This window comes from Methylorubrum pseudosasae, assembly GCF_029504475.1.
Taxonomy (GTDB): Bacteria; Pseudomonadota; Alphaproteobacteria; order Rhizobiales; family Beijerinckiaceae; genus Methylobacterium; species Methylobacterium extorquens.
The window spans coordinates 898,772-915,957 of the sequence record NZ_JAQGDU010000002.1; the positions used below are offsets into that span (position 1 = coordinate 898,772).

Annotated in this window: 19 protein-coding genes; 11 read left to right on the forward strand and 8 right to left on the reverse strand. The window is 69.5% G+C overall.

All coding sequences use genetic code 11. From position 1 onward, the window contains the following. The first annotated feature begins 43 nt into the window (after nucleotides 1-43). The 3 genes from M2437_RS05055 (at nucleotide 44) to M2437_RS05065 (ending at nucleotide 2,286) form a co-directional block, all read left to right on the forward strand. Nucleotides 44-1,105 (forward strand): MBL fold metallo-hydrolase, encoded by a 1,062-nt coding sequence (locus tag M2437_RS05055; RefSeq protein WP_238509430.1) that lies wholly within the window; start codon nucleotides 44-46, stop codon nucleotides 1,103-1,105. 93 nt (nucleotides 1,106-1,198) lie between these two features. Then, nucleotides 1,199-1,627, forward strand: coding sequence for a RusA family crossover junction endodeoxyribonuclease (locus tag M2437_RS05060; RefSeq protein WP_253389559.1), 429 nt, complete (start codon nucleotides 1,199-1,201; stop codon nucleotides 1,625-1,627). Further along, nucleotides 1,624-2,286, forward strand: a complete 663-nt coding sequence (locus M2437_RS05065) for a hypothetical protein (RefSeq protein ID WP_253389560.1) — start codon at nucleotides 1,624-1,626, stop codon at nucleotides 2,284-2,286. The genes M2437_RS05060 and M2437_RS05065 overlap by 4 nt, the downstream gene beginning before the upstream one ends. Nucleotides 2,287-2,290: 4 nt before the next feature. Here M2437_RS05065 and M2437_RS05070 read toward each other — a convergent pair whose 3' ends face one another. The 3 genes from M2437_RS05070 to hslV form a co-directional block, all read right to left on the reverse strand. Next, the gene (locus tag M2437_RS05070; protein ID WP_253389561.1) at nucleotides 2,291-3,163 is read right to left on the reverse strand and encodes an EamA family transporter; all 873 of its coding nucleotides are present in this window, start codon (nucleotides 3,161-3,163) and stop codon (nucleotides 2,291-2,293) included. A 2-nt stretch (nucleotides 3,164-3,165) separates the two neighbouring features. Then, nucleotides 3,166-4,479, reverse strand: coding sequence for an ATP-dependent protease ATPase subunit HslU (gene hslU, locus M2437_RS05075; RefSeq protein ID WP_003601561.1), 1,314 nt, complete (start codon nucleotides 4,477-4,479; stop codon nucleotides 3,166-3,168). 111 nt (nucleotides 4,480-4,590) lie between these two features. Continuing rightward, entirely contained in the window at nucleotides 4,591-5,151 is a 561-nt protein-coding gene (gene hslV, locus M2437_RS05080; protein WP_012252396.1) for an ATP-dependent protease subunit HslV, read from the reverse strand. A 197-nt stretch (nucleotides 5,152-5,348) separates the two neighbouring features. Here hslV and motA point away from each other — a divergent pair, with 197 nt between their 5' ends. Genes motA through M2437_RS05095 form a run of 3 tightly spaced genes read left to right on the forward strand, consistent with a single transcriptional unit; the run spans nucleotide 5,349 to nucleotide 7,541 of the window. Continuing rightward, entirely contained in the window at nucleotides 5,349-6,224 is an 876-nt protein-coding gene (gene motA, locus M2437_RS05085; RefSeq protein WP_003601565.1) for a flagellar motor stator protein MotA, read from the forward strand. A 14-nt stretch (nucleotides 6,225-6,238) separates the two neighbouring features. Then, a complete protein-coding gene (locus M2437_RS05090) occupies nucleotides 6,239-7,261 on the forward strand; it encodes a flagellar motor switch protein FliM (RefSeq protein ID WP_012605710.1) in 1,023 nt (340 codons plus the stop codon). After that, nucleotides 7,245-7,541 (forward strand): hypothetical protein, encoded by a 297-nt coding sequence (locus M2437_RS05095; protein WP_253389562.1) that lies wholly within the window; start codon nucleotides 7,245-7,247, stop codon nucleotides 7,539-7,541. Before M2437_RS05090 ends, M2437_RS05095 begins: the two co-directional genes overlap by 17 nt. A 13-nt stretch (nucleotides 7,542-7,554) precedes the next feature. On the opposite strand, the gene M2437_RS05100 is transcribed toward M2437_RS05095, so the two are convergent. Beyond that, a complete protein-coding gene (locus tag M2437_RS05100; protein WP_003601569.1) occupies nucleotides 7,555-7,827 on the reverse strand; it encodes a PepSY domain-containing protein in 273 nt (90 codons plus the stop codon). A 200-nt stretch (nucleotides 7,828-8,027) separates the two neighbouring features. Between M2437_RS05100 and fliN the strand changes: the two genes are divergently transcribed. The 5 genes from fliN to M2437_RS05125 all read left to right on the forward strand — a co-directional run bounded on the left by fliN (nucleotide 8,028) and on the right by M2437_RS05125 (nucleotide 11,928). Next, entirely contained in the window at nucleotides 8,028-8,354 is a 327-nt protein-coding gene (fliN, locus tag M2437_RS05105; protein WP_003601570.1) for a flagellar motor switch protein FliN, read from the forward strand. A 22-nt stretch (nucleotides 8,355-8,376) separates the two neighbouring features. Further along, nucleotides 8,377-9,456 carry a flagellar motor switch protein FliG gene (locus tag M2437_RS05110; protein ID WP_253389563.1) on the forward strand — a complete coding sequence of 360 codons (1,080 nt, stop codon included), beginning with the start codon at nucleotides 8,377-8,379 and terminating at the stop codon, nucleotides 9,454-9,456. 43 nt (nucleotides 9,457-9,499) lie between these two features. Then, complete coding sequence (flhB, locus tag M2437_RS05115; protein ID WP_003601572.1) at nucleotides 9,500-10,561, forward strand: flagellar biosynthesis protein FlhB; 1,062 nt, start codon at nucleotides 9,500-9,502, stop codon at nucleotides 10,559-10,561. Next, a complete protein-coding gene (locus M2437_RS05120) occupies nucleotides 10,558-11,004 on the forward strand; it encodes a BspJ family T4SS effector nucleomodulin (protein WP_003601573.1) in 447 nt (148 codons plus the stop codon). Before flhB ends, M2437_RS05120 begins: the two co-directional genes overlap by 4 nt. A gap of 252 nt (nucleotides 11,005-11,256) precedes the next feature. Next, nucleotides 11,257-11,928: a winged helix-turn-helix domain-containing protein gene (locus M2437_RS05125; protein ID WP_499006507.1), complete on the forward strand. Its 672-nt coding sequence runs from the start codon at nucleotides 11,257-11,259 to the stop codon at nucleotides 11,926-11,928. A gap of 7 nt (nucleotides 11,929-11,935) precedes the next feature. On the opposite strand, the gene M2437_RS05130 is transcribed toward M2437_RS05125, so the two are convergent. Genes M2437_RS05130 through M2437_RS05145 form a run of 4 tightly spaced genes read right to left on the reverse strand, consistent with a single transcriptional unit; the run spans nucleotide 11,936 to nucleotide 17,185 of the window. Further along, a complete protein-coding gene (locus M2437_RS05130; RefSeq protein ID WP_253389564.1) occupies nucleotides 11,936-12,604 on the reverse strand; it encodes a transglycosylase SLT domain-containing protein in 669 nt (222 codons plus the stop codon). Next, nucleotides 12,558-14,378 (reverse strand): flagellar hook-length control protein FliK, encoded by a 1,821-nt coding sequence (gene fliK, locus M2437_RS05135; RefSeq protein WP_253389565.1) that lies wholly within the window; start codon nucleotides 14,376-14,378, stop codon nucleotides 12,558-12,560. The genes M2437_RS05130 and fliK overlap by 47 nt, the downstream gene beginning before the upstream one ends. A gap of 39 nt (nucleotides 14,379-14,417) precedes the next feature. Further along, a complete protein-coding gene (locus M2437_RS05140) occupies nucleotides 14,418-15,800 on the reverse strand; it encodes a chemotaxis protein (RefSeq protein ID WP_253389566.1) in 1,383 nt (460 codons plus the stop codon). Further along, complete coding sequence (locus M2437_RS05145; protein ID WP_253389567.1) at nucleotides 15,797-17,185, reverse strand: MotB family protein; 1,389 nt, start codon at nucleotides 17,183-17,185, stop codon at nucleotides 15,797-15,799. Before M2437_RS05145 ends, M2437_RS05140 begins: the two co-directional genes overlap by 4 nt. Nucleotide 17,186 lies beyond the last annotated feature (1 nt).

Genomic DNA, 17,186 nt, shown 5'->3' on the forward strand with positions numbered 1-17,186 from the left:
GCGCCGCGCTTGAACCGCGGACCGGACAGGCCATCTTGGCCGTATGAAGAAGCGTGGCCTGCTCACGGTCGCCAGCGCGGCCACGGTGATGACCCTCGGGGGTGTCGGCTACGCCGCGCATCGCCGGAACAAGAACCCCTATTACCGCGGCCCCCAGAGCGCGCATTTCGACGGGCTGCGCTTCCACGCCCCGAACCAGCCGCCCGACAAGTCGCTCTCCGACCTCGCTCGCTGGCGCCGGACCGGCAAGCCCGAGGCGTGGCCCGCGAGCTTCCCGAGCCCGTTTCCGGCGGACAGGCCGCCGGAGCGGTTCGAGGGGCTTCGCGTCGTCCTGATCGGACATGCGAGCTACCTGTTCCAGGTCGCGGGCCGCAACATCCTGGTCGATCCGGTCTATGCCAAGCGCGCGAGTCCGGTCCGCTTCGCCGGGCCGAAGCGGGTCAACGCGCCGGGCATCGCCTATGCCGACCTGCCGCCGATCGATGCGGTGCTGATCACGCACAACCATTACGACCATCTCGACGGGCCGACGATCGCCCGCCTGTGGCAGGACCACCAGCCGCTGATCGTCGCCCCGCTCGGCAACGACGCGATCCTGCGCGGCTACGACGAGACCATGCATGTCGAGACCCACGATTGGGGCGAGTCGGTCGATCTCGGCGCCGGCATCACCGTGCATCTGACGCCGGCCAACCACTGGTCGGCGCGCGGCTTCAACGACCGGCGCATGGCCCTGTGGTGCGCCTTCGTGCTCACGACGCCGCGCGGCGTGCACTACCATGTCGGCGATACCGGCCTCGGCGACGGCGCGCTCTTCCGCGAGATCCGCGCCCGGTTCGGCCCGCCCCGGCTCGCGACCCTGCCCATCGGCGCCTACGAGCCGCGCTGGTTCATGCAGCCCCAGCACATGAACCCCGCCGACGCGGTGGAAGCGCTGGGCCTGCTCGGCGCCGATCAGGCGCTCGGCCACCATTGGGGCACGTTCAAACTCACCGACGAGGGCATCGAGCGCCCCGTCGAAGCGCTGGGCGAAGCGCTGACGGCGGCCGCGCTGCCGCCGGAGCGGTTCCTGGCGCTACGGCCGGGGCAGGTTTGGGAAGGGTAGGGGCGGCGGGTCTACAATCACGCGTTGCGCTCTTCACGGCTTGATGGCAGCGTGACCGGAAGAGCGGATCGAGTCGTGAAGGTATGCCGGACCTTGCCCGAGCAGGAGACGCTTTATCCCCTCGAGTTCGTCGTGCCGTCCACTCCGGTTTCGCTTCAGGCGAGCAGCCGCTCGAAGGAGCGTTGGAAATCCGCCGTCAGAGAGGCTGCGCGGGAGCGGATTCGTGAAACCGATCCCCTGGGCTTTCTTGATCGGCGCCCATTAGGTCTGACAATCTATTACTTTGCAGCTCTGCCGATGGAAGGCGACATCGACAATATCGTGAAACCGATCATGGATGCTCTGATCCACGTCGCCTGTATGACGGACAACGATGTCGAACGTGTCGTCGTCCAAAAATTCGAGCCCGAAGTGGGGCGTGCGTTCACCGATCCAAGTTCGCAGTTGGTGGCCGCTCTGGATGTTCCGCCCCCCGCTGTCTACGTCAGGATCGACGACGACCTGAGTTGGAGGTTCCTGTGACGGCACAGGTTCGATCGCTTCGGCCCGAGGCTGAGAAGCACTTCATCGACGCTTTGCGTCGGCGCTACGAGGAGCAGGGTTTCGCTTTCACGTCGGAGCCCGATCCGAAACAGCTTCCCGGATTTTTCGGTTCCTATGTTCCGGATGCGCTTGCTCAGAAGTCGGGACGCAACATCGTCATCGAGCTTGAGGAGCAGCCGACTTCATCGACACAGCGCGCTTTGTCCGAGATCAGGCGCCTCTTCGACGGGCATGCGGATTGGCAGTTCCGCGTGTTTTACACCGGAACCGATCCGCAACAGGCCGAGACGGTTGCGCCCGCCTCCCCGGATCTCATTCGGAAATCGGCTGACGAGGTGAAGGCACTCGCTGCGCAGGGCAACCTGCGGGCGGCGTTCATAGTGGGCTGGGCCCTGTTGGAGGCGGCCTTGCGGGCCCGTCGCGATGGATTGGAGAGTCTGTCGCGCAAACCCGGCACGGTCGTCCAGACGCTGGCAATGGAAGGCTTCATTGAGCCGCCAGCAGAGCGCCGATTGCGCGAACTGATTCCACTGAGAAACCGCATCGTTCACGGCGATCTGACGGTCGAGCCGACGACGGCGGAGATCGAGTTCGTCCTCGCGACCATCGAAAACGTTTTGGACGCCGACTTGTCTTAAGCACTCAAGGGCTCTGCGACGTCCGCCGTCTGGCCGCCAGCGTGATCCCCGCCGAGGCCGCCACGATGCAGGCGATGGCCCAGCCCTGCACCGGGGTCAGCCGCTCGTCGAGCAGGGCGAGGGCGGCCACCGACGCAACGGCCGGCTCCAGGCTCATCAGCACGCCGAAGGCCGGGCGGGGCAGGCGGGTGAGGGCGAACATTTCGAGCGAATAGGGCAGGGCACTCGATAGGACGGCGATGACGAGACCCGTCGCGAGCGTCGCCGGGGTGAACAGGTCGGTGCCGGCCTCCACGAGGCCCACCGGTGCGACGACGAGGGCGGCGATCGCCATGCCGAGCGACACCGCCCGACCGCCGCCGGCCCGGCCGGCGCGCTGGCCGAACACGATGTAGGCCGCCCAGCACAGGCCTGCGCCCAGCGCCAGTGCCGCGCCCGTCGGATCGAGGGTGCTCGTCTCGCCCAGCGGCAGCAGCAGGCCGAGCCCGAGCACCGCGAGGCCGATCCAGGCGAAGTCGCGTGCCCGGCGCGAACCCGCCAGCGCCACCGCCAGCGGACCGGTGAACTCGATGGCCACCGCGATGCCGAGCGGGATCGTGCGGAGCGACAGGTAGAACAGCAGGTTCATGAGCCCGAGCGCCGCGCCGTAGAGCGCGATGGCGCCGATCTCGCCCCGCTCAAGACTGCGCCGCCACGGCCGCCAGACCGCGAGCAGGATCAGCGCCGAGAAGCCAACGCGGAGTGTCGTGACACCCGCCGCGCCGACGACCGGAAACAGCCCCTTGGCGAGCGCGGCGCCGCTCTGGATCGAGACCATCCCCGCCAACAGGGCGAGGATCGGCAGGGCGATGTCGGGCGCGGCGTTGCGTCCGTGCACGGTCAGAGGATGAAGCGGCTCAGATCGGCGTTGGCGGCCAGATCCTCGACCCGGTCGCGCACATAAGCCGCGTCGATCGGCACCGTCTCGCCGGAGCGGTCGGTGGCGGTGAACGAGATCTCGTCGATCACCCGCTCCAGCACGGTCTGCAGCCGGCGGGCGCCGATATTCTCCACCGAACCGTTCACCTCGACGGCGACGCGGGCGAGCGCGTCGATGGCGTCCTCGGTGAAGTCGAGGGTGACGCCTTCCGTCTCCATCAGCGCCACCGTCTGCTTGATGAGGCTGGCTTCGGTGGCGGTGAGGATCTGCTTGAAATCCTCGACGGTGAGTGGCTGCAACTCGACGCGGATCGGCAGGCGGCCTTGCAACTCGGGCAGCAGGTCGGACGGCTTCGAGACGTGGAAGGCGCCGGACGCGATAAACAGGATGTGGTCGGTCTTCACCGGCCCGTGCTTGGTCGCCACCGTGGTGCCCTCGATCAGCGGCAGCAGGTCGCGCTGCACGCCCTCCCGGGAGACGTCGGCACCCGAGCGGCCCTCGCGGGCGCAGATCTTGTCGATCTCGTCGAGGAAGACGATGCCGTTGTCCTCGACCTCGCGGATCGCCTCGCGGGTCAGCGCGTCGTCGTCCACGAGCTTGTCGCTCTCCTCGGCGATCAGCGGCGCGTAGGCCTCCGCCACCGTGATGCGGCGCGGCTTGCCGCGCTGGCCGCCGAGCGCCTTGCCGAGCATGTCGGAGATGTTGATCGCCCCCATCGAGGCGCCGGGCATGCCGGGGATCTCGAACATCGGCATGCCCTGCGAGCCGGACGGGGCCAGTTCGATCTCGACTTCTTTGTCGTCGAGTTCGCTCGCCCGCAGCTTCTTGCGGAAGCTTTCGCGCGTCGCCTGGCTCGCGGTCGGCCCCACCAGGGCATCGAGGATGCGGGATTCGGCGGCCGCTTCCGCCTTGGCCTTCACCGCCTTGCGCTTCTCTTCCCGCGTCAGGCCGATGCCGACCTCGACGAGGTCGCGCACGATCTGCTCCACGTCGCGGCCGACATAGCCCACCTCCGTGAACTTGGTGGCCTCGATCTTGAGGAAGGGCGCGCCCGCGAGCCGGGCGAGACGCCGGGCGATCTCGGTCTTGCCGCAACCCGTCGGGCCGATCATCAGGATGTTCTTGGGCGCCACCTCGTCCCGCAGCGGCCCTTTCAGTTGCTGGCGCCGCCAACGGTTGCGCAAGGCGATCGCGACCGCGCGCTTGGCGTCCTTCTGGCCGACGATGAAGCGGTCGAGCTCGGAGACGATCTCGCGGGGAGAGAAGGTGGTCATCGGGCTCCTGCGGCCGTTTTTTTGGGACGTGTGGGGCGGCGCGCCGGGCGCGGGGCCTTTCCCACGAACGATCTAAGCGGGCGAGGCCCGGCTTTCCAGGGAGCGCGGCCCTCAGGCCGCGTCGAGGGTTTCGATCACGAGGTTGCCGTTGGTGTAGACGCAGATCTCGGCGGCGATCTTCATCGACCGGCGCACGATCGCCTCGGCGTCGAGCTCGCCGTCCTCCAGCGCGCGGGCGGCGGAGAGGGCGTAGTTGCCGCCCGACCCGATCGCCATCACCCCGGTCTCGGGCTCCAGCACGTCGCCGGCGCCGGACAGCAGCAGGCTGACCTCCTTGTCGGCCACCAGCATCATCGCCTCCAGCCGGCGCAGATAGCGGTCGGTGCGCCAATCCTTGGTGAGTTCGACGCAGGCGCGGGTGAGCTGGCCGGGATACTGCTCCAGCTTGGCTTCCAGTCGCTCGAACAGGGTGAAGGCGTCGGCGGTGGCACCGGCGAAGCCGCCGATCACCGTGCCCTTGGCGAGGCGCCGGACCTTGCGGGCGTTGCCCTTCACGATGGTCTGGCCGAGGCTGACCTGACCGTCGCCGCCGATCACCACCCGGCCGCCCTTGCGGACCATGAGGATCGTGGTGGCGTGCATCTGCGGCAGGCGATCGTCGGTTTGGGCCAAGGAAACGCTCCGGTTCGAGGGAAAAGGCCGAGCCTCAGTTAGGCGCTCGAACGCCCGCCTCCAAGGTCAGCCCCGGCATCGGCAGGCTCGGCCGCTGCGCGAAAAAGCTCCGCGCAAGCCACTATGCCTATTGGCTCGGACAAAGGGCCGCCGCGCGTCGGCACCCGTCCCGCAGCGGTGTCCCCCGGAGTCTTCTCATGGGAATCCTCGTCGGCCTCGTCATCGCGATCGGCTGCATGCTCGGCGGCTTCGTCGCCATGGGCGGGCACCTGATCGTGATCTGGCAGCCCTGGGAGTTCGTCATCATCTTCGGCATGGCGGCGGGCACCTTCGTCATCGCCAACCCGATGAAGACGGTGGTCGATTCCGGCAAGGCGACGATGGAGGCCTTCACCAACAAGGGGCCGAAGCGCCAGGACTTCCTCTCGCTGCTGGGGCTCCTGCACGCCCTGATGCGCGACTTGAAGACCAAGCCGCGCAACGAGGTCGAGACGCATTTCGACGATCCGGCGAATTCCGAGATCTTCAAGAACTATCCTGAGGTGACCAAGGACCAGGATCTGGTGCTGTTCATCTGCGACTATTGCCGTCTGATCCTTATCGGCAACGCCCGCTCGCACGAGATCGAGGCGCTGATGGAGGAGGAGATCGGCACGCACAAGAAGTACAAGCTCAAGCCCTATGCCGCGATCAACACCGTGGCGGAGGCGCTGCCGGCGCTCGGCATCGTCGCGGCGGTGCTCGGCATCGTGAAGGCGATGGGCGCGCTCGACCAATCGCCGCAGATCCTCGGCGGCCTCATCGGCGCGGCGCTCGTCGGCACCTTCATCGGCGTGTTCGCGTCCTACGGGATGCTCGCCCCGCTTGCCGTGAAGATCAAGGGCGTGCGCGAGAAGCAGTGCAGCGTCTACACCATCGTGAAGCAGAGCCTGATCGCCTACATGAACGGCGCGCTGCCCCAGGTCGCGATCGAGCACGGCCGCAAGGGCATCGCCGGCGCCGACCGCCCGACCATCGACGAGGTCGAGAGCGCCACCGTGCCCGGCGCCCGCGCCGAACCGGCCGCGGCGTAAGGGGTCGATCGCAGATGGACGAGACCGAAACCCCCGAGGCGGCACTCGACACGGCCCCCGCGGGAGCCCCCGAGGCGGCCCCCGAGCGCCGGCCCGAATTGCCCCCGTTCGTGACGGCGGCCAAGCCGGCAACCGACATCCGCACCCGCATCCAGGAGGCCGGCGGCCTGTCGCTCGACCGGCTGCCGATGCTCAGCGTGGTGTTCGACCGCCTCGCCACCGCCTGCAGCGATGCGGCCAAGCACCTGGCCGCCTCCACGACCTTCTACTCCCTGAGCGGGGTCGAGAGCGGGCGCTTCGGCGAGTTCCTCGACGCCTATGACGCCAACGCCGTGGTCGGCATCTTCCAGGCGCCGGAATGGGACGGCCACGTCCTGGTCGGACTCGACCGCGACTTCCTCTACACCATGGTCGAGGTGCTGTTCGGCTCCGACGGCGCCGAGCCGCCGGTGGAGGACGAGCGCACCTTCTCGGCGATCGAGCTTCGCATCGCGCAGATGGTGTTCGAGCAGGTCGGCAAGGCGCTCGAATCCTCCTTCGGCCTCGTCTCGCAGACGGCCTTCCGCCTGGAGCGGATGGAGACCCGGATGGAGTTCGCGGTGATCGGCCGCCGCTCCAACAAGGCGGTGCAGGCCAAGTTCCTGCTCCAGGCGCTCAACCGCGGCGGCGAGATGTTCCTCATCATCCCGCAGACGGTGCTGAACCCGCTGCGCCCGGCGCTCGGCAAGGTGCTGACCGGTGAATCCGCCGCCCGCGATCCCCGCTGGGCCGAACAGATCGCGGCGGAGGTGCAGAAGACGACCGTGCGCCTGCGCGCCGTCCTCGAGGAGCGTCACCTGACGCTCGGCGAGATCGCCGGACTGAAAGTCGGGCAGGTGCTCACCCTCGACGCGACGCCCGCGACGCGGATCAAGCTCGAGGGCAACGACCGGCCGCTCTTCTGGTGCCGGGCCGGCCAGTCGCAGGGCAGCTACGTCCTGCGGGTGGAGGAATCGATCAATCCGGAGAAGGAGGGCGGCCATGGGCTCCTTGGTTGACGGCGTGCTGCTCGTCGCGCTCGTGGCGACGAGCGCCTGCGTGCTGCCGATGTACCTGAAGCTCAAGCGTCTCGACCGGACCCAGGCCGAGTACGGCGCCGCCGTCGCCGCCTCCGGCGTCGCGCTAACGCAAGCCGGCGAGGCGGTACGCTCCTTCAAGGAGGAGGGCCGCGAGGTTCTGGACGCCCTGAGCCTCAAGATCGAGGAAGCGCGTGCGGTGCTCGACACGCTGGAGGCGTCGCGCGCGGCCCTCGTCGCGGCCCGCTCGGAGAGGCCGTGAGGCGGAGCCTGTCTCAGTCGTCGCTCTGCTTCTTGGTTTTCTCGACGATGGCGCCGGTCTGCGGATCGAGCTGAACCTTGACGCTCCGGCCGTCCCGGACCGCCTTGGCCTTCCACACCCCGTCATCGGCCTCAATGCTGCGCACCGTGCCGTAACCGGCTTCCGCGAGCTTGGTCAGCACTTGGTCGATCGGCATCCAGTCCTTTCCGGGCGTGTCGGCATGCGCCGACGCTGCGAGGAGGCCGGTTGCCAGCGTGGCGGCGGCGAGGGTCTTGAGGGTGTTCATGGGGTTCGGCTCCTGTCGGGTGTCGTGATGCCCCCTTTTGTCACCGGAGAACCCCGCGAACCTGACGGACGCCGTCAGCGAAATGTCAGCCGCGGCGGCCCGCGCGAAGCGTCAACCTGACGACATGCGGCGACAGCCTCGCGTCAGCCAAGCCGGCTAGACCGTCCTGACGCACGAAGCGGACCCGAAGAGCCCGAGCGATGAGCAGCAGCCCCTTCCCCGATACCGATCTGGCCGGCACCGAGCCCCGCGTCGGCGACGGGCGCAACCTCGATTCGATCCTGCGCATCCCGGTGCTGATGCAGGTCGTGCTCGGTTCGGCGACCATGCCGGTGGCGGATCTGATGAAGCTCGGGCGCGGCGCCGTCGTCCCCCTCGACCACCGGGTCGGCGAGCCGGTGGACGTGATGGTCAACGGCCGGGTGATCGCGCGGGGCGAGATCGTGATCGTCGAGGAGGACAATTCCCGGTTCGGCGTGTCGCTGACCGAGGTGGTCGGCCCCTCCGCCACCGACCAGAACACCTGAGCCCGGGCGAGAACGGGCCGCCATGTCTTCGAGCCCTCTGGCATCGAGCTCCGTCCCATCGGACGCCGTCTCCTCAGGCGCCGTCGCTCCCCGTGCGGTGGCGACCCGGCGGCTCGAGCCCGTCGATCAGGTCGCGGCGCTGCTGCTCGCCATGGGCAAGCCCGCGGCCGGGCGCCTCATCAAGTATTTCGAGCCGGACGAGCTCAAGCGCATCACCCGCTCGGCCTCGAATCTCGGCGCGGTCAGCCCCGAGCAGCTCGACACGGTGGTGGAGCATTTCTCCGCCGAGTTCTCCGCCGGTAACAGCCTGATCGGCACCGCCAGCGAGGTCGAGAAGCTGCTCAGCGGCCTGCTGCCGGCCGACCAGATCGCCGACATCCTCGCCGACGTGCGCGGCAGCGCCACCCGCTCGGTGTGGGATCGGCTCGGCACCGTGCAGGAGAGCGTGCTGGCGAGCTACCTCGTCAAGGAGCACCCGCAGACCGCCGCGCTGATCCTGTCGAAGGTGAAGCCCGCCACCGCCGCCAAGGTGATGGGCCACCTGCCCGCGCCGGTGCGCAACACGGTGATGCGGCGGATGCTGAGCTTCAAGCCGATCGTCGACGACGTGCTGCACGCGATCGAGAAGACCCTGCACGAGGACTTCATGATCAACGGCGCGCGCAATTCCGGCGCCGACACGCACGCCAAGATGGCCGACATCATCAACAAGATGGAGCGCCAGCAGATGGACGACGTGCTCTCCAGCCTCGGCGAGTCGCGTCCGAAATCGGTCGAGATCCTCAAGGGTCTGCTCTTCACCTTCGACGACATCGTCAAGCTGGCGCCGCGCGCCCGCACCACCCTGTTCGATGCCGTGCCCAACGACCGGCTGGTGCTGGCGCTGAAGGGGACGGAGGCCGACTTCCGCACCACGGTGCTCAGCGCCCTCTCGGCGCGCGTGCGCCGCATGGTCGAGCACGAGCTGAACGGCGGCGAGCCGGCGGCGCAGCGCGACGTGCTGGAGGCGCGCCGCACCATCACCGATCTGGCGATGGAGATGGCCGGCCGCGGTGAGATCGAGATCAATCCGGGAGGCGAGGATGAAGCGCTCATCCGCTGATCCGCGTCCCCGGCGTCAGCTTCGGCATCGGCGGGGCTGATGCGTGGCGGACGACGACAAGGAGAGCAAGACCGAAGCCGCCACCGAGCGGCGGGTGCGCGACGCGATCGAGAAGGGCGACATCCCGTTCTCGCGCGAGGCGCCGGTCTTCGCCTCGACGCTCGGCCTGCTGATCGCGCTGGCCCTGTTCGCGCGGGGGCAGGCGGCGCAGCTCGCCGGCGACTTCGCGCCGCTCCTCGACGATCCGCGCGGCTTCTCCCTGGAGTCCGGCGGCGACGCGATGCTGCTCCTCAGCCGCGTGGCGCTGGCGGCCGGGCGCTTCCTGCTGCCGATCCTGCTGATCCTGGCGGTCTGCAGTCTCAGCGCCTCGCTTCTGCAGAACCTGCCGCGCTTCGTTCTCGACCGGATCACGCCGAAATGGTCGCGGGTGTCGCCGATGGCGGGTTTCGCGCGAATCTTCGGAACCTCGGGTCAAGTCGAGTTCCTGAAATCCCTCGTTAAATTCCTGTCGGTCAGTGTCGTTGCCCTTCTGCTCCTGCGCTCGGAGCGGACAAGAGCCGTGAACGCCATGTTCGTCGATCCGAGCCAACTGCCCGAACTGATCCTGACGGTCGCGATCCGTCTGGTCTCGGCTGTGGCCATCGCTACCATCGTCATCGTCGCGGGCGATCTCGTCTGGGCGCGGCTGCGCTGGCAGCGCTCGCTGCGGATGTCGCACCAGGACATCAAGGACGAGCACAAGCAGACCGAGGGCGATCCGTCGGTCAAGGCTCGGCTGCGCTCGCTCGCCCAGGACCGCGCCCGCAACCGGATGCTCGCCAATGTCGACCGGGCGACCGTAGTGATTGCCAACCCGACCCATTTCGCGGTGGCCCTGCGCTACGAGCCCAGCGAAAACCCGGCCCCCCTCGTAATCGCCAAGGGGCAGGACCTCATCGCGCTGCGTATCCGCGCGATCGCCGAGGAAAAAGGCATCGCCGTGATCGAGGACAAGCCTCTCGCAAGATCCCTGTACGATGCTGTGCAGGTCGATCAGACGATTCCTGCAGAATTTTACCGCGCCGTGGCGCAGATCCTTTTCTTCCTTTTCGCGAGAGCCCGATGACCCCTCAGGTCCAACGTTTCGCGCCAGGACCGTCGGCCGTCCCGCACAGCCATGCGGCGGCCGAACAGATCTTCGCCGAGGCGCTGCGCGACTTCATCGCCGAGCTGTGCCTGCTCGACGGCGGCGTGCTGATCGGCTGGATCCGCGGCGAGCGGCACGGCAACATCGCCGACATCGTCTCCTCCTCGGCCGAATTGTTCTTCAAGGAATCGGTGCTGACCTACGCCGACGCAGCCGATGTGTGCCTCGATTGGGGCCGCTCCATGCAGGTGGTCCTCGATCTCGAATTCGCGGCCGAGTCGGTGACGGTCTTCTTCAAGCTCGTGCTCGACGAGGTGTTCGCGGGCGTCGCGATCCAGCGAATCGTTGCGGAGGAGACGGCAGCGCTCTCCCTGGAAAACTTCGCCCACGCCCTCCGTCAGGCCCGGGTCGGGCACGCGTGAAGCGGCGCGAATGCCACGCGCATCACACGAACACCGTCACTGTCTGAAAATGTACAATCAGTAGATTGACCCCCTTGCGGCCGCGCTCCATGAATCGGGTGCGGCAGCGTCTCGATGCGTTGCGGAAGGCGGCGGAGACGGTCTTCCGGTGGCGCCCGAAACCTGCCCAGATCGCGGCGCAGTGGCAGGGCGATCCGGCGGGATCAGGGGGATGGTCGTCGATGTATTATCCTGGTCGATCCGCGCGATACCGTGAACGCGGGTTACAAGGCCAGCTTCGAGCGTGAGGGCATTTCCTCGTTCGCGCTCATGCCCGACGAGTTCCTGAGTTGGCTCCGGGCAGCCTCTCCCGCCGACCTCGAAGCGATCCAGGGCTTCCTTCTCGGCGATTTCGCGGAGCGGGCGAAATGCGCGGGCGTCATCCGCAAGCAGTCCCGCGCACCGATCATCGCGCTCGCCGATCTGCGCTCGCTCGAGCAGACCGTCGAATTGCTGGAAGCCGGCATCGACGACGTGCTGCCCAAGCCCGTCCATGTCCGCGAGATCCTGGCCCGCTCGGAAGCGATCTGGCGGCGGGTCAACGGGGCCGTTCAACCGAGCGAGGCGGAGGGCGAGACCGAGGGCGAGGCCCGTGGGCCGGACCGGCTCAAGGTCTTCCACGACGGGCGCGACCCGGAGATCGACGGCGTGCCGCTGTCCCTGCCGCGGCGGGAGCGGCACATTCTCGAATATCTCGTACGCAATCGCGGGCGCCGGCTCACCAAGACCCAGGTCTTCAACGTGGTCTACGGCGTCTACAGCAACGGCGTCGAAGAGAGCGTGATTGAGGGTCATGTGAGCAAGCTGCGCAAGAAGCTCGCCGAGCGGCTCGGCTACGATCCGATCGAAGCCAAGCGGTATATGGGCTACACCTACGTCGGGTGAGCCGGATCTACTGGCAGAACGTCTTCGCACCCGGCGTCCAGTTGCCGAAGCCGGTGGCGACCATGTTGGTGATGACCCGGCAGACATAGACCTTCTGCGCCGGGTTGTTGTTCGGCCCGGCATGGTAGCGCGCCACGGCGAGCGTCCAGCTTCCCTCGCGCTCCTTCAGCTCCTTCAGGAAGCGCGTCGCGTATTCGACGTTCTGGGCCGGGTCGATCATCGCCTCCAGCGAGGCGAATTTCGCCCGGTGATAGTGGTGGTTGATCTGCATGCAGCCGAGATCGACTAGGCGCACGCCCTCCTGCTGCGCCTGGGCGAGGCGCTGCATCACGTCGGCGGCGCCGCTGCCGAAATAGGCCTTGCCGCCGATATTCATGGCGTAGGGCTGGAGCGAGCCGCGGTTGCCGCTCTCCGTCAGCCCGACCGCGTAGAGCATGCCGAGCGGCACGCCGTGCTTGGCCGCCGCCTGCGCCATCTGGCGCTCGCAGACGCGGGAGGCGCCGGCCATCAGGGGACGTTTGGAGCCGCCCCGCGCGTCGCCGCCCAGTGCGCCCGTCTGCGCGGAGGCAGCCTCCGCAGCGCCCTCGGCGGCGGTGGAATGCGCGGCCGCCGCATTCGGGCCGGCGGCGCTAGAGATACAGGCTGCCGCGATCGCGCCCGCGAGAATCCGTCTCATGGTCCTGCTCCTCGGTTGGCGTGGCGGCCGCGTCCGCGCGCGGGGACGGGCGCCGGCCCGATTGGTCGGGCGTCGCTGCGCCCGGCTGTCTGTCGTGCTGGCCGCCCTGCGATCCGGCGAAGGACGCGAATCCCTGACCGCGCGGTCCGGATTCGCCCGCGCCGGGGCCGCCCGATTGAATCGTCACGGCCTCGGGCTCGTAGCCGGCTTCGCGCAGCAGGCCGGCGAGCAGGTCGCCCTCCTTGCGCAAGCGCTCGGCGGTCTCCTCGCGGCTGGTGCGCAGGCTCATTTCCAGCCGCCCGTCCTGCAGGCGCATCCGCACCAGCACCGAGCCGAGATCGGCCGGATGGAGCTGGAGCGTGAGGATCTTCAGCGGCCCGGCCTCGGTCGAAGCCGGAACGGGACGGGCCGATGGGGTCGCCATCGCCGCGGGTGCCGCCGGCAACTGGGCGGCAACCGCCTCGACGATCTGGCGCAGCGGCGAGGCCGGCGCCGGCGTCGGCATGCCGGCCGTCTCCTGCGGACCGGATGGCGCCAGTGGCATGTCCGGGCGCGGCGCTTCGATCGCCACCGCATCGCTTCCAGTCCTCTCGGCGCGCGCACCACCTTCGGCCTGCGGTCGCGGCATGGCCACGGCGGCATGCTCCGGCATCGTATCGGGGCGTGCGATGGCGGCCGGGCGATCCTGCCGCGATTCCGGGTCACGTCGGGTCTGCCCCGGCGTGCCGGGTTGGGTGACGGCGACCGGCTCGGGGAGGCTCGTGCTCTCCGGTTGATCGGGGAGCGCGGCGTTGTCCGCCGCACCGGCCGGCTCGGCCTGATCGCTCCGGGGCGCCGCGCGTCCGCGGGAAGCGGGGCTTCGCGGAGCTTCGGTGCCGGCCGCTTGCGCCGGGGGAGCGCCCGCCGCTTGCCGAACGGCCTCGTCCGGTGTCGGTGCAGGGCTCACCGCGGTCGATTCGGCGGGGCGGTCAGGGCCTGGAGCGGGCGAGGCCGGCCGCGCGGGTGTCGTGGCGGCCGGTGCCGTCAACGCGTTCGCGGGCGCCTCCGATGCCGCACGATCGGATGGCACGGCCGGATCGCGAGCGTCGCCGCGGGATGCCGGGGGCTGCATCGCGGCCGATCCCGGCGCGAGCGGTCCGTCCGGCCCGCCGGCCGGCAATGCCGACGGCACGGTCGCATCGGGCGCCTTTTCTTGTCTCACCAGAGCGGCCGGCGCGGCGCCGATGCTGCCGGATGTCGGGAGGGTCGGCGGCGCGGATAGCTCGTTCAGGCCCGGCTCCATGGCCGTTTGCGCCGGGGCCGCGGCGCCATGGGGGCGAACCGGCGCGAAATGCGTTTCCAGGCCGACCATCGACATCTGCAAGGCCGGCTCCGCCGGGGCCGGGCCGGGCCCTGATCCGGCGCGTGCGGCGGCTCGCTGCACCATGGCCTCCAGGCTGGCATCCGGGGGAACCGCGATGGCCGGCGCCGCGGGACCGGTGAGCGCCATTAGCGCCTGCAAGGCCGAGCCGCCGACGTCGAGGGTGGTTGCGGGCAAGGCCTCGGTGGGGAGGGAAGGCGGCATGTCCGTCCCGGCCTCGACCTGTTCCGCCGCGGCCTCTCCAGTCCGTGCCGTGCCGGTATCGGCCGTCCCGCGTTCCGCCGCCCCGTTCTCGAAGGCGCCGAGCATCGCCTCGAAGTCAGGCGGGACGCCCGCGCGCGCATCCTCGCCCACGGGCGCACGACCGGCCTCGGACTTCGGCCGCAGAAGGGGGAGGGTGTCGAGAGACCGCATCACGGGTCGATCGTCCGATGGTTGGAGTGCGGGGAAGACTCAAGGGGTGCGGGCGGGGGCATCCATGGCGCGCTCGGCCCGGGCCAGGGCTTCCTGCGCCCGCAGGAGCGAACCGGATTCCGGGATCGGCCGGCTCGAAGAGGGTGGCGGTGTCGCGGCGGCTTCGGCGACGGCGGAGGGCGTGCGGATCTGCCGGGCTGTGGAGAGCGCGGCATCGAGCAGTTCGGCGTCGGTCGGCACGAAATCGGTCCGGTCGAGGCCGCGCAGGGCCTCGTAGCCTTCTTCGAAGCGCCCGTCGGCCACGATCAGCGCCGCGCCGCGATAGAGCCGCGCCTGCGCGGCCGGCTGCGAATCCGGTGCGGCGAGCCCCATCGCCCGCTCGGCGGAAAACAGCGCGGTCTCGCGGCGGCCCTGTTCCAGCCCGGCGCGCGCCACGAGCAGGTAGAGGTCGCGCCGACCCTCGGGCTCGATCTCGTCGAGCATCCGTTCCAGGCTGGCGATGCGGGTGCGGTCGCTGTCGAAGTCGAGGCGGGTGAGCGCTCCGGCGAAGCGCTGGCGGAAGTTGCCGGCATAGACCGAGCGGCGGAACCGGCGCAGGTACTGGATCGCCAGCGCCTCGAAGCGGCGCGCATCGCCGCCCTGCGCCACGACGAAGATCTGGCGGCGCAGCGCCCCTTCCTCGACCAGCGTGCCGGGCGCCAGAAGCCGCGCGAGGTCGAGGAGTTCGAGCGACTTGACCGGCGCGTCGCGCACCATCAGCGCCGATTGCGTCAGCGCGAGCTGCCCAGCGAGGCCCGCGGGCATCGTGCGCGGGTCGATGCCGGCGAGCTTGGCCCGCGCCTCCCGCTCACGCCCTTCCAGATAGGCCAGCGCCCCGAGCGCCAGGGGCTGTTCCGCCTCCGGCACCTTACCGGACCTGAGAATCACCCGCAGGGCGCCCGGTCCGCCGCCCGCGAGCGCGAACGTGACGGCGGCGCGCACGTTCTCCGCTTCGGCCCAGGTTTCGGGATCGAGGGCGATCAGCCGCTGCTCGATATGGCCGAGGAGCTGACGCTGCGCGAGATGTGCCTGGGTCGAGCCGCGGGCGATGCGGTCCTGCAGGAGTTGGAGCGTCCGCGTCAGTTCGACCGGCAGGCCGTGCGCCTTCACCGGCAGCGGTTCGATCGGCTTTGCCGGGGCGCCATGTCCGCCATGGTCGTCGGCGGCATGGGCTTCCGCGGCGGGCGCGTGGGTGTCGCCGTGCTCGGCGGCCTGCGCTGGAGCGATGACAAGGCAAAGGGCGAGCGCGAGAGCCGTGAGGGCGTTGCGGGATACCCCTTCCATGGCCGTCGCGCGGCGGGATTGTTTCGCCGTCCGGCCCGTGATGACGGCCGAGCGGCTGAACCGGGCGAGAGGGCGCCTCGGAAGCGTCCGGAGCATCATTCCGGCAGCCCCCGCAGCAGGATTTCGATGCGGCGGTTCTCGGCGGCCTTGGGATTGTTGGCGATGCGGGGCTGGCGGTCGGCATAGCCCTCGATGCGGTCGATGCGGGCCTCGTCGAGGCCGCCGCGCACGAGCATGTAGGAGGCCATCTGCGCCCGCGCCGACGACAGGCGCCAGTTGTCGTAGGTCTCCGAGCGGAACGGGCGACCGTCGGTATGGCCGCGCACGACGACGCGACCGGGGCGGCTATTGAGGATCTTGGCGATGCGCTCCAGCGCCTTGACCACCTTCGGCGTCGGCTCGGCCGAGCCGATCCCGAACATGCTGTAATTGATCTCGTCGGTGATGCTGATGAGCACGCCCTCGCCGGTGCGCCGCACCTCGACCTGGGGCGCAGGCGCGCCGTTGGGCAGCGACGGCACCGCCCGCGCGATCTCCGCCTTCAGCGCGGAGAGTGCCGCGGTCTCGGCCGCCTTCGCGGCCTGATCGGCCGGCGCCGCCGATTCCTTTGCAGGGGTAATGTCCTTGGCAGGCGGCGCCTCGGCTTTCGCCAGAAGCGTCGGTTCGGGCGGGGCCGGCTTGGCTTCGGCCGGGGACGCGAGCGGTGCCGCCTCGGCCGAGGGCTTGGTGGGCTCGGCGCTCGGAATCGTCAGCGGCATCGGCTCGGCCGAGGCCAGCTTGACGCCGGCCTGCCGCATGGCATCGCTCAGGCTCTGGCGGGCGATGTCCTTGGCCGATTCCTTCTGCGGCTCCCTGGGCTTGGAGCCGGCGGTCTGGGCACGGGCGTCGAGGCGGGCCTCGGCCGGCGCGGTGGCGGCGGAGTCGAGGGCGCCGGGATTGTCCGTGCGTCGACGCGGCAGGGCGGCGACCTGCCAGTAGAGCGGGTCGAACGGGTCGCGTCCGGTCTCGCCGCCGGCCACGCCCGGCTGTCCGGCTTCGAGGGCGGAGGCATCCGCGCTCGCGGCCTCCGGCCCGGCGGCCTCGGCCTCCGCGGCCAATTTGGCGAGCACCGCGTAGGGGTCCTGGAACAGGGCGGATTCGCGGGCGCGGCTGCCCGGCGCGCCCGCCGCATCGCCCTTGCCCTCGGCATTGCCGCCGTCGCCTTTGCCCTTGCCGGACGGGGCGGGATCGTTGGGCGTGTCCTGCGGGTCGTTGACGCCCTTGCGGTCGTGGGTGACCTCGGCGAGCTTCACCGGGTTGAAGTACTCGGCGATGGTCTGCTTCTGCTCCTTGCTGGTGGAGTTGATCAGCCACATCACCAGGAACAGCGCCATCATCGCCGTCATGAAGTCGGCGAGCGCGATCTTCCAGGCGCCGCCGTGATGGCCCTCCTCGTGATCGCCGTGGCGCTTGATGATGATGATTTCGTGGGGGCGGTCCGACATC

Coding starts and splice junctions, on each gene's coding strand:
- M2437_RS05145 (WP_253389567.1), bottom strand. CDS start 17,185: ATGTCGGACCGCCCCCACGAAATCATCATCATCAAGCGCCACGGCGAT.
- M2437_RS05140 (WP_253389566.1), bottom strand. CDS start 15,800: ATGATGCTCCGGACGCTTCCGAGGCGCCCTCTCGCCCGGTTCAGCCGC.
- fliN (WP_003601570.1), top strand. CDS start 8,028: ATGAGCAGCAGCCCCTTCCCCGATACCGATCTGGCCGGCACCGAGCCC.
- motA (WP_003601565.1), top strand. CDS start 5,349: ATGGGAATCCTCGTCGGCCTCGTCATCGCGATCGGCTGCATGCTCGGC.
- M2437_RS05130 (WP_253389564.1), bottom strand. CDS start 12,604: ATGAGACGGATTCTCGCGGGCGCGATCGCGGCAGCCTGTATCTCTAGC.
- M2437_RS05055 (WP_238509430.1), top strand. CDS start 44: ATGAAGAAGCGTGGCCTGCTCACGGTCGCCAGCGCGGCCACGGTGATG.
- hslU (WP_003601561.1), bottom strand. CDS start 4,479: ATGACCACCTTCTCTCCCCGCGAGATCGTCTCCGAGCTCGACCGCTTC.
- M2437_RS05100 (WP_003601569.1), bottom strand. CDS start 7,827: ATGAACACCCTCAAGACCCTCGCCGCCGCCACGCTGGCAACCGGCCTC.
- M2437_RS05120 (WP_003601573.1), top strand. CDS start 10,558: ATGACCCCTCAGGTCCAACGTTTCGCGCCAGGACCGTCGGCCGTCCCG.
- M2437_RS05110 (WP_253389563.1), top strand. CDS start 8,377: ATGTCTTCGAGCCCTCTGGCATCGAGCTCCGTCCCATCGGACGCCGTC.
- M2437_RS05090 (WP_012605710.1), top strand. CDS start 6,239: ATGGACGAGACCGAAACCCCCGAGGCGGCACTCGACACGGCCCCCGCG.
- fliK (WP_253389565.1), bottom strand. CDS start 14,378: ATGCGGTCTCTCGACACCCTCCCCCTTCTGCGGCCGAAGTCCGAGGCC.
- M2437_RS05095 (WP_253389562.1), top strand. CDS start 7,245: ATGGGCTCCTTGGTTGACGGCGTGCTGCTCGTCGCGCTCGTGGCGACG.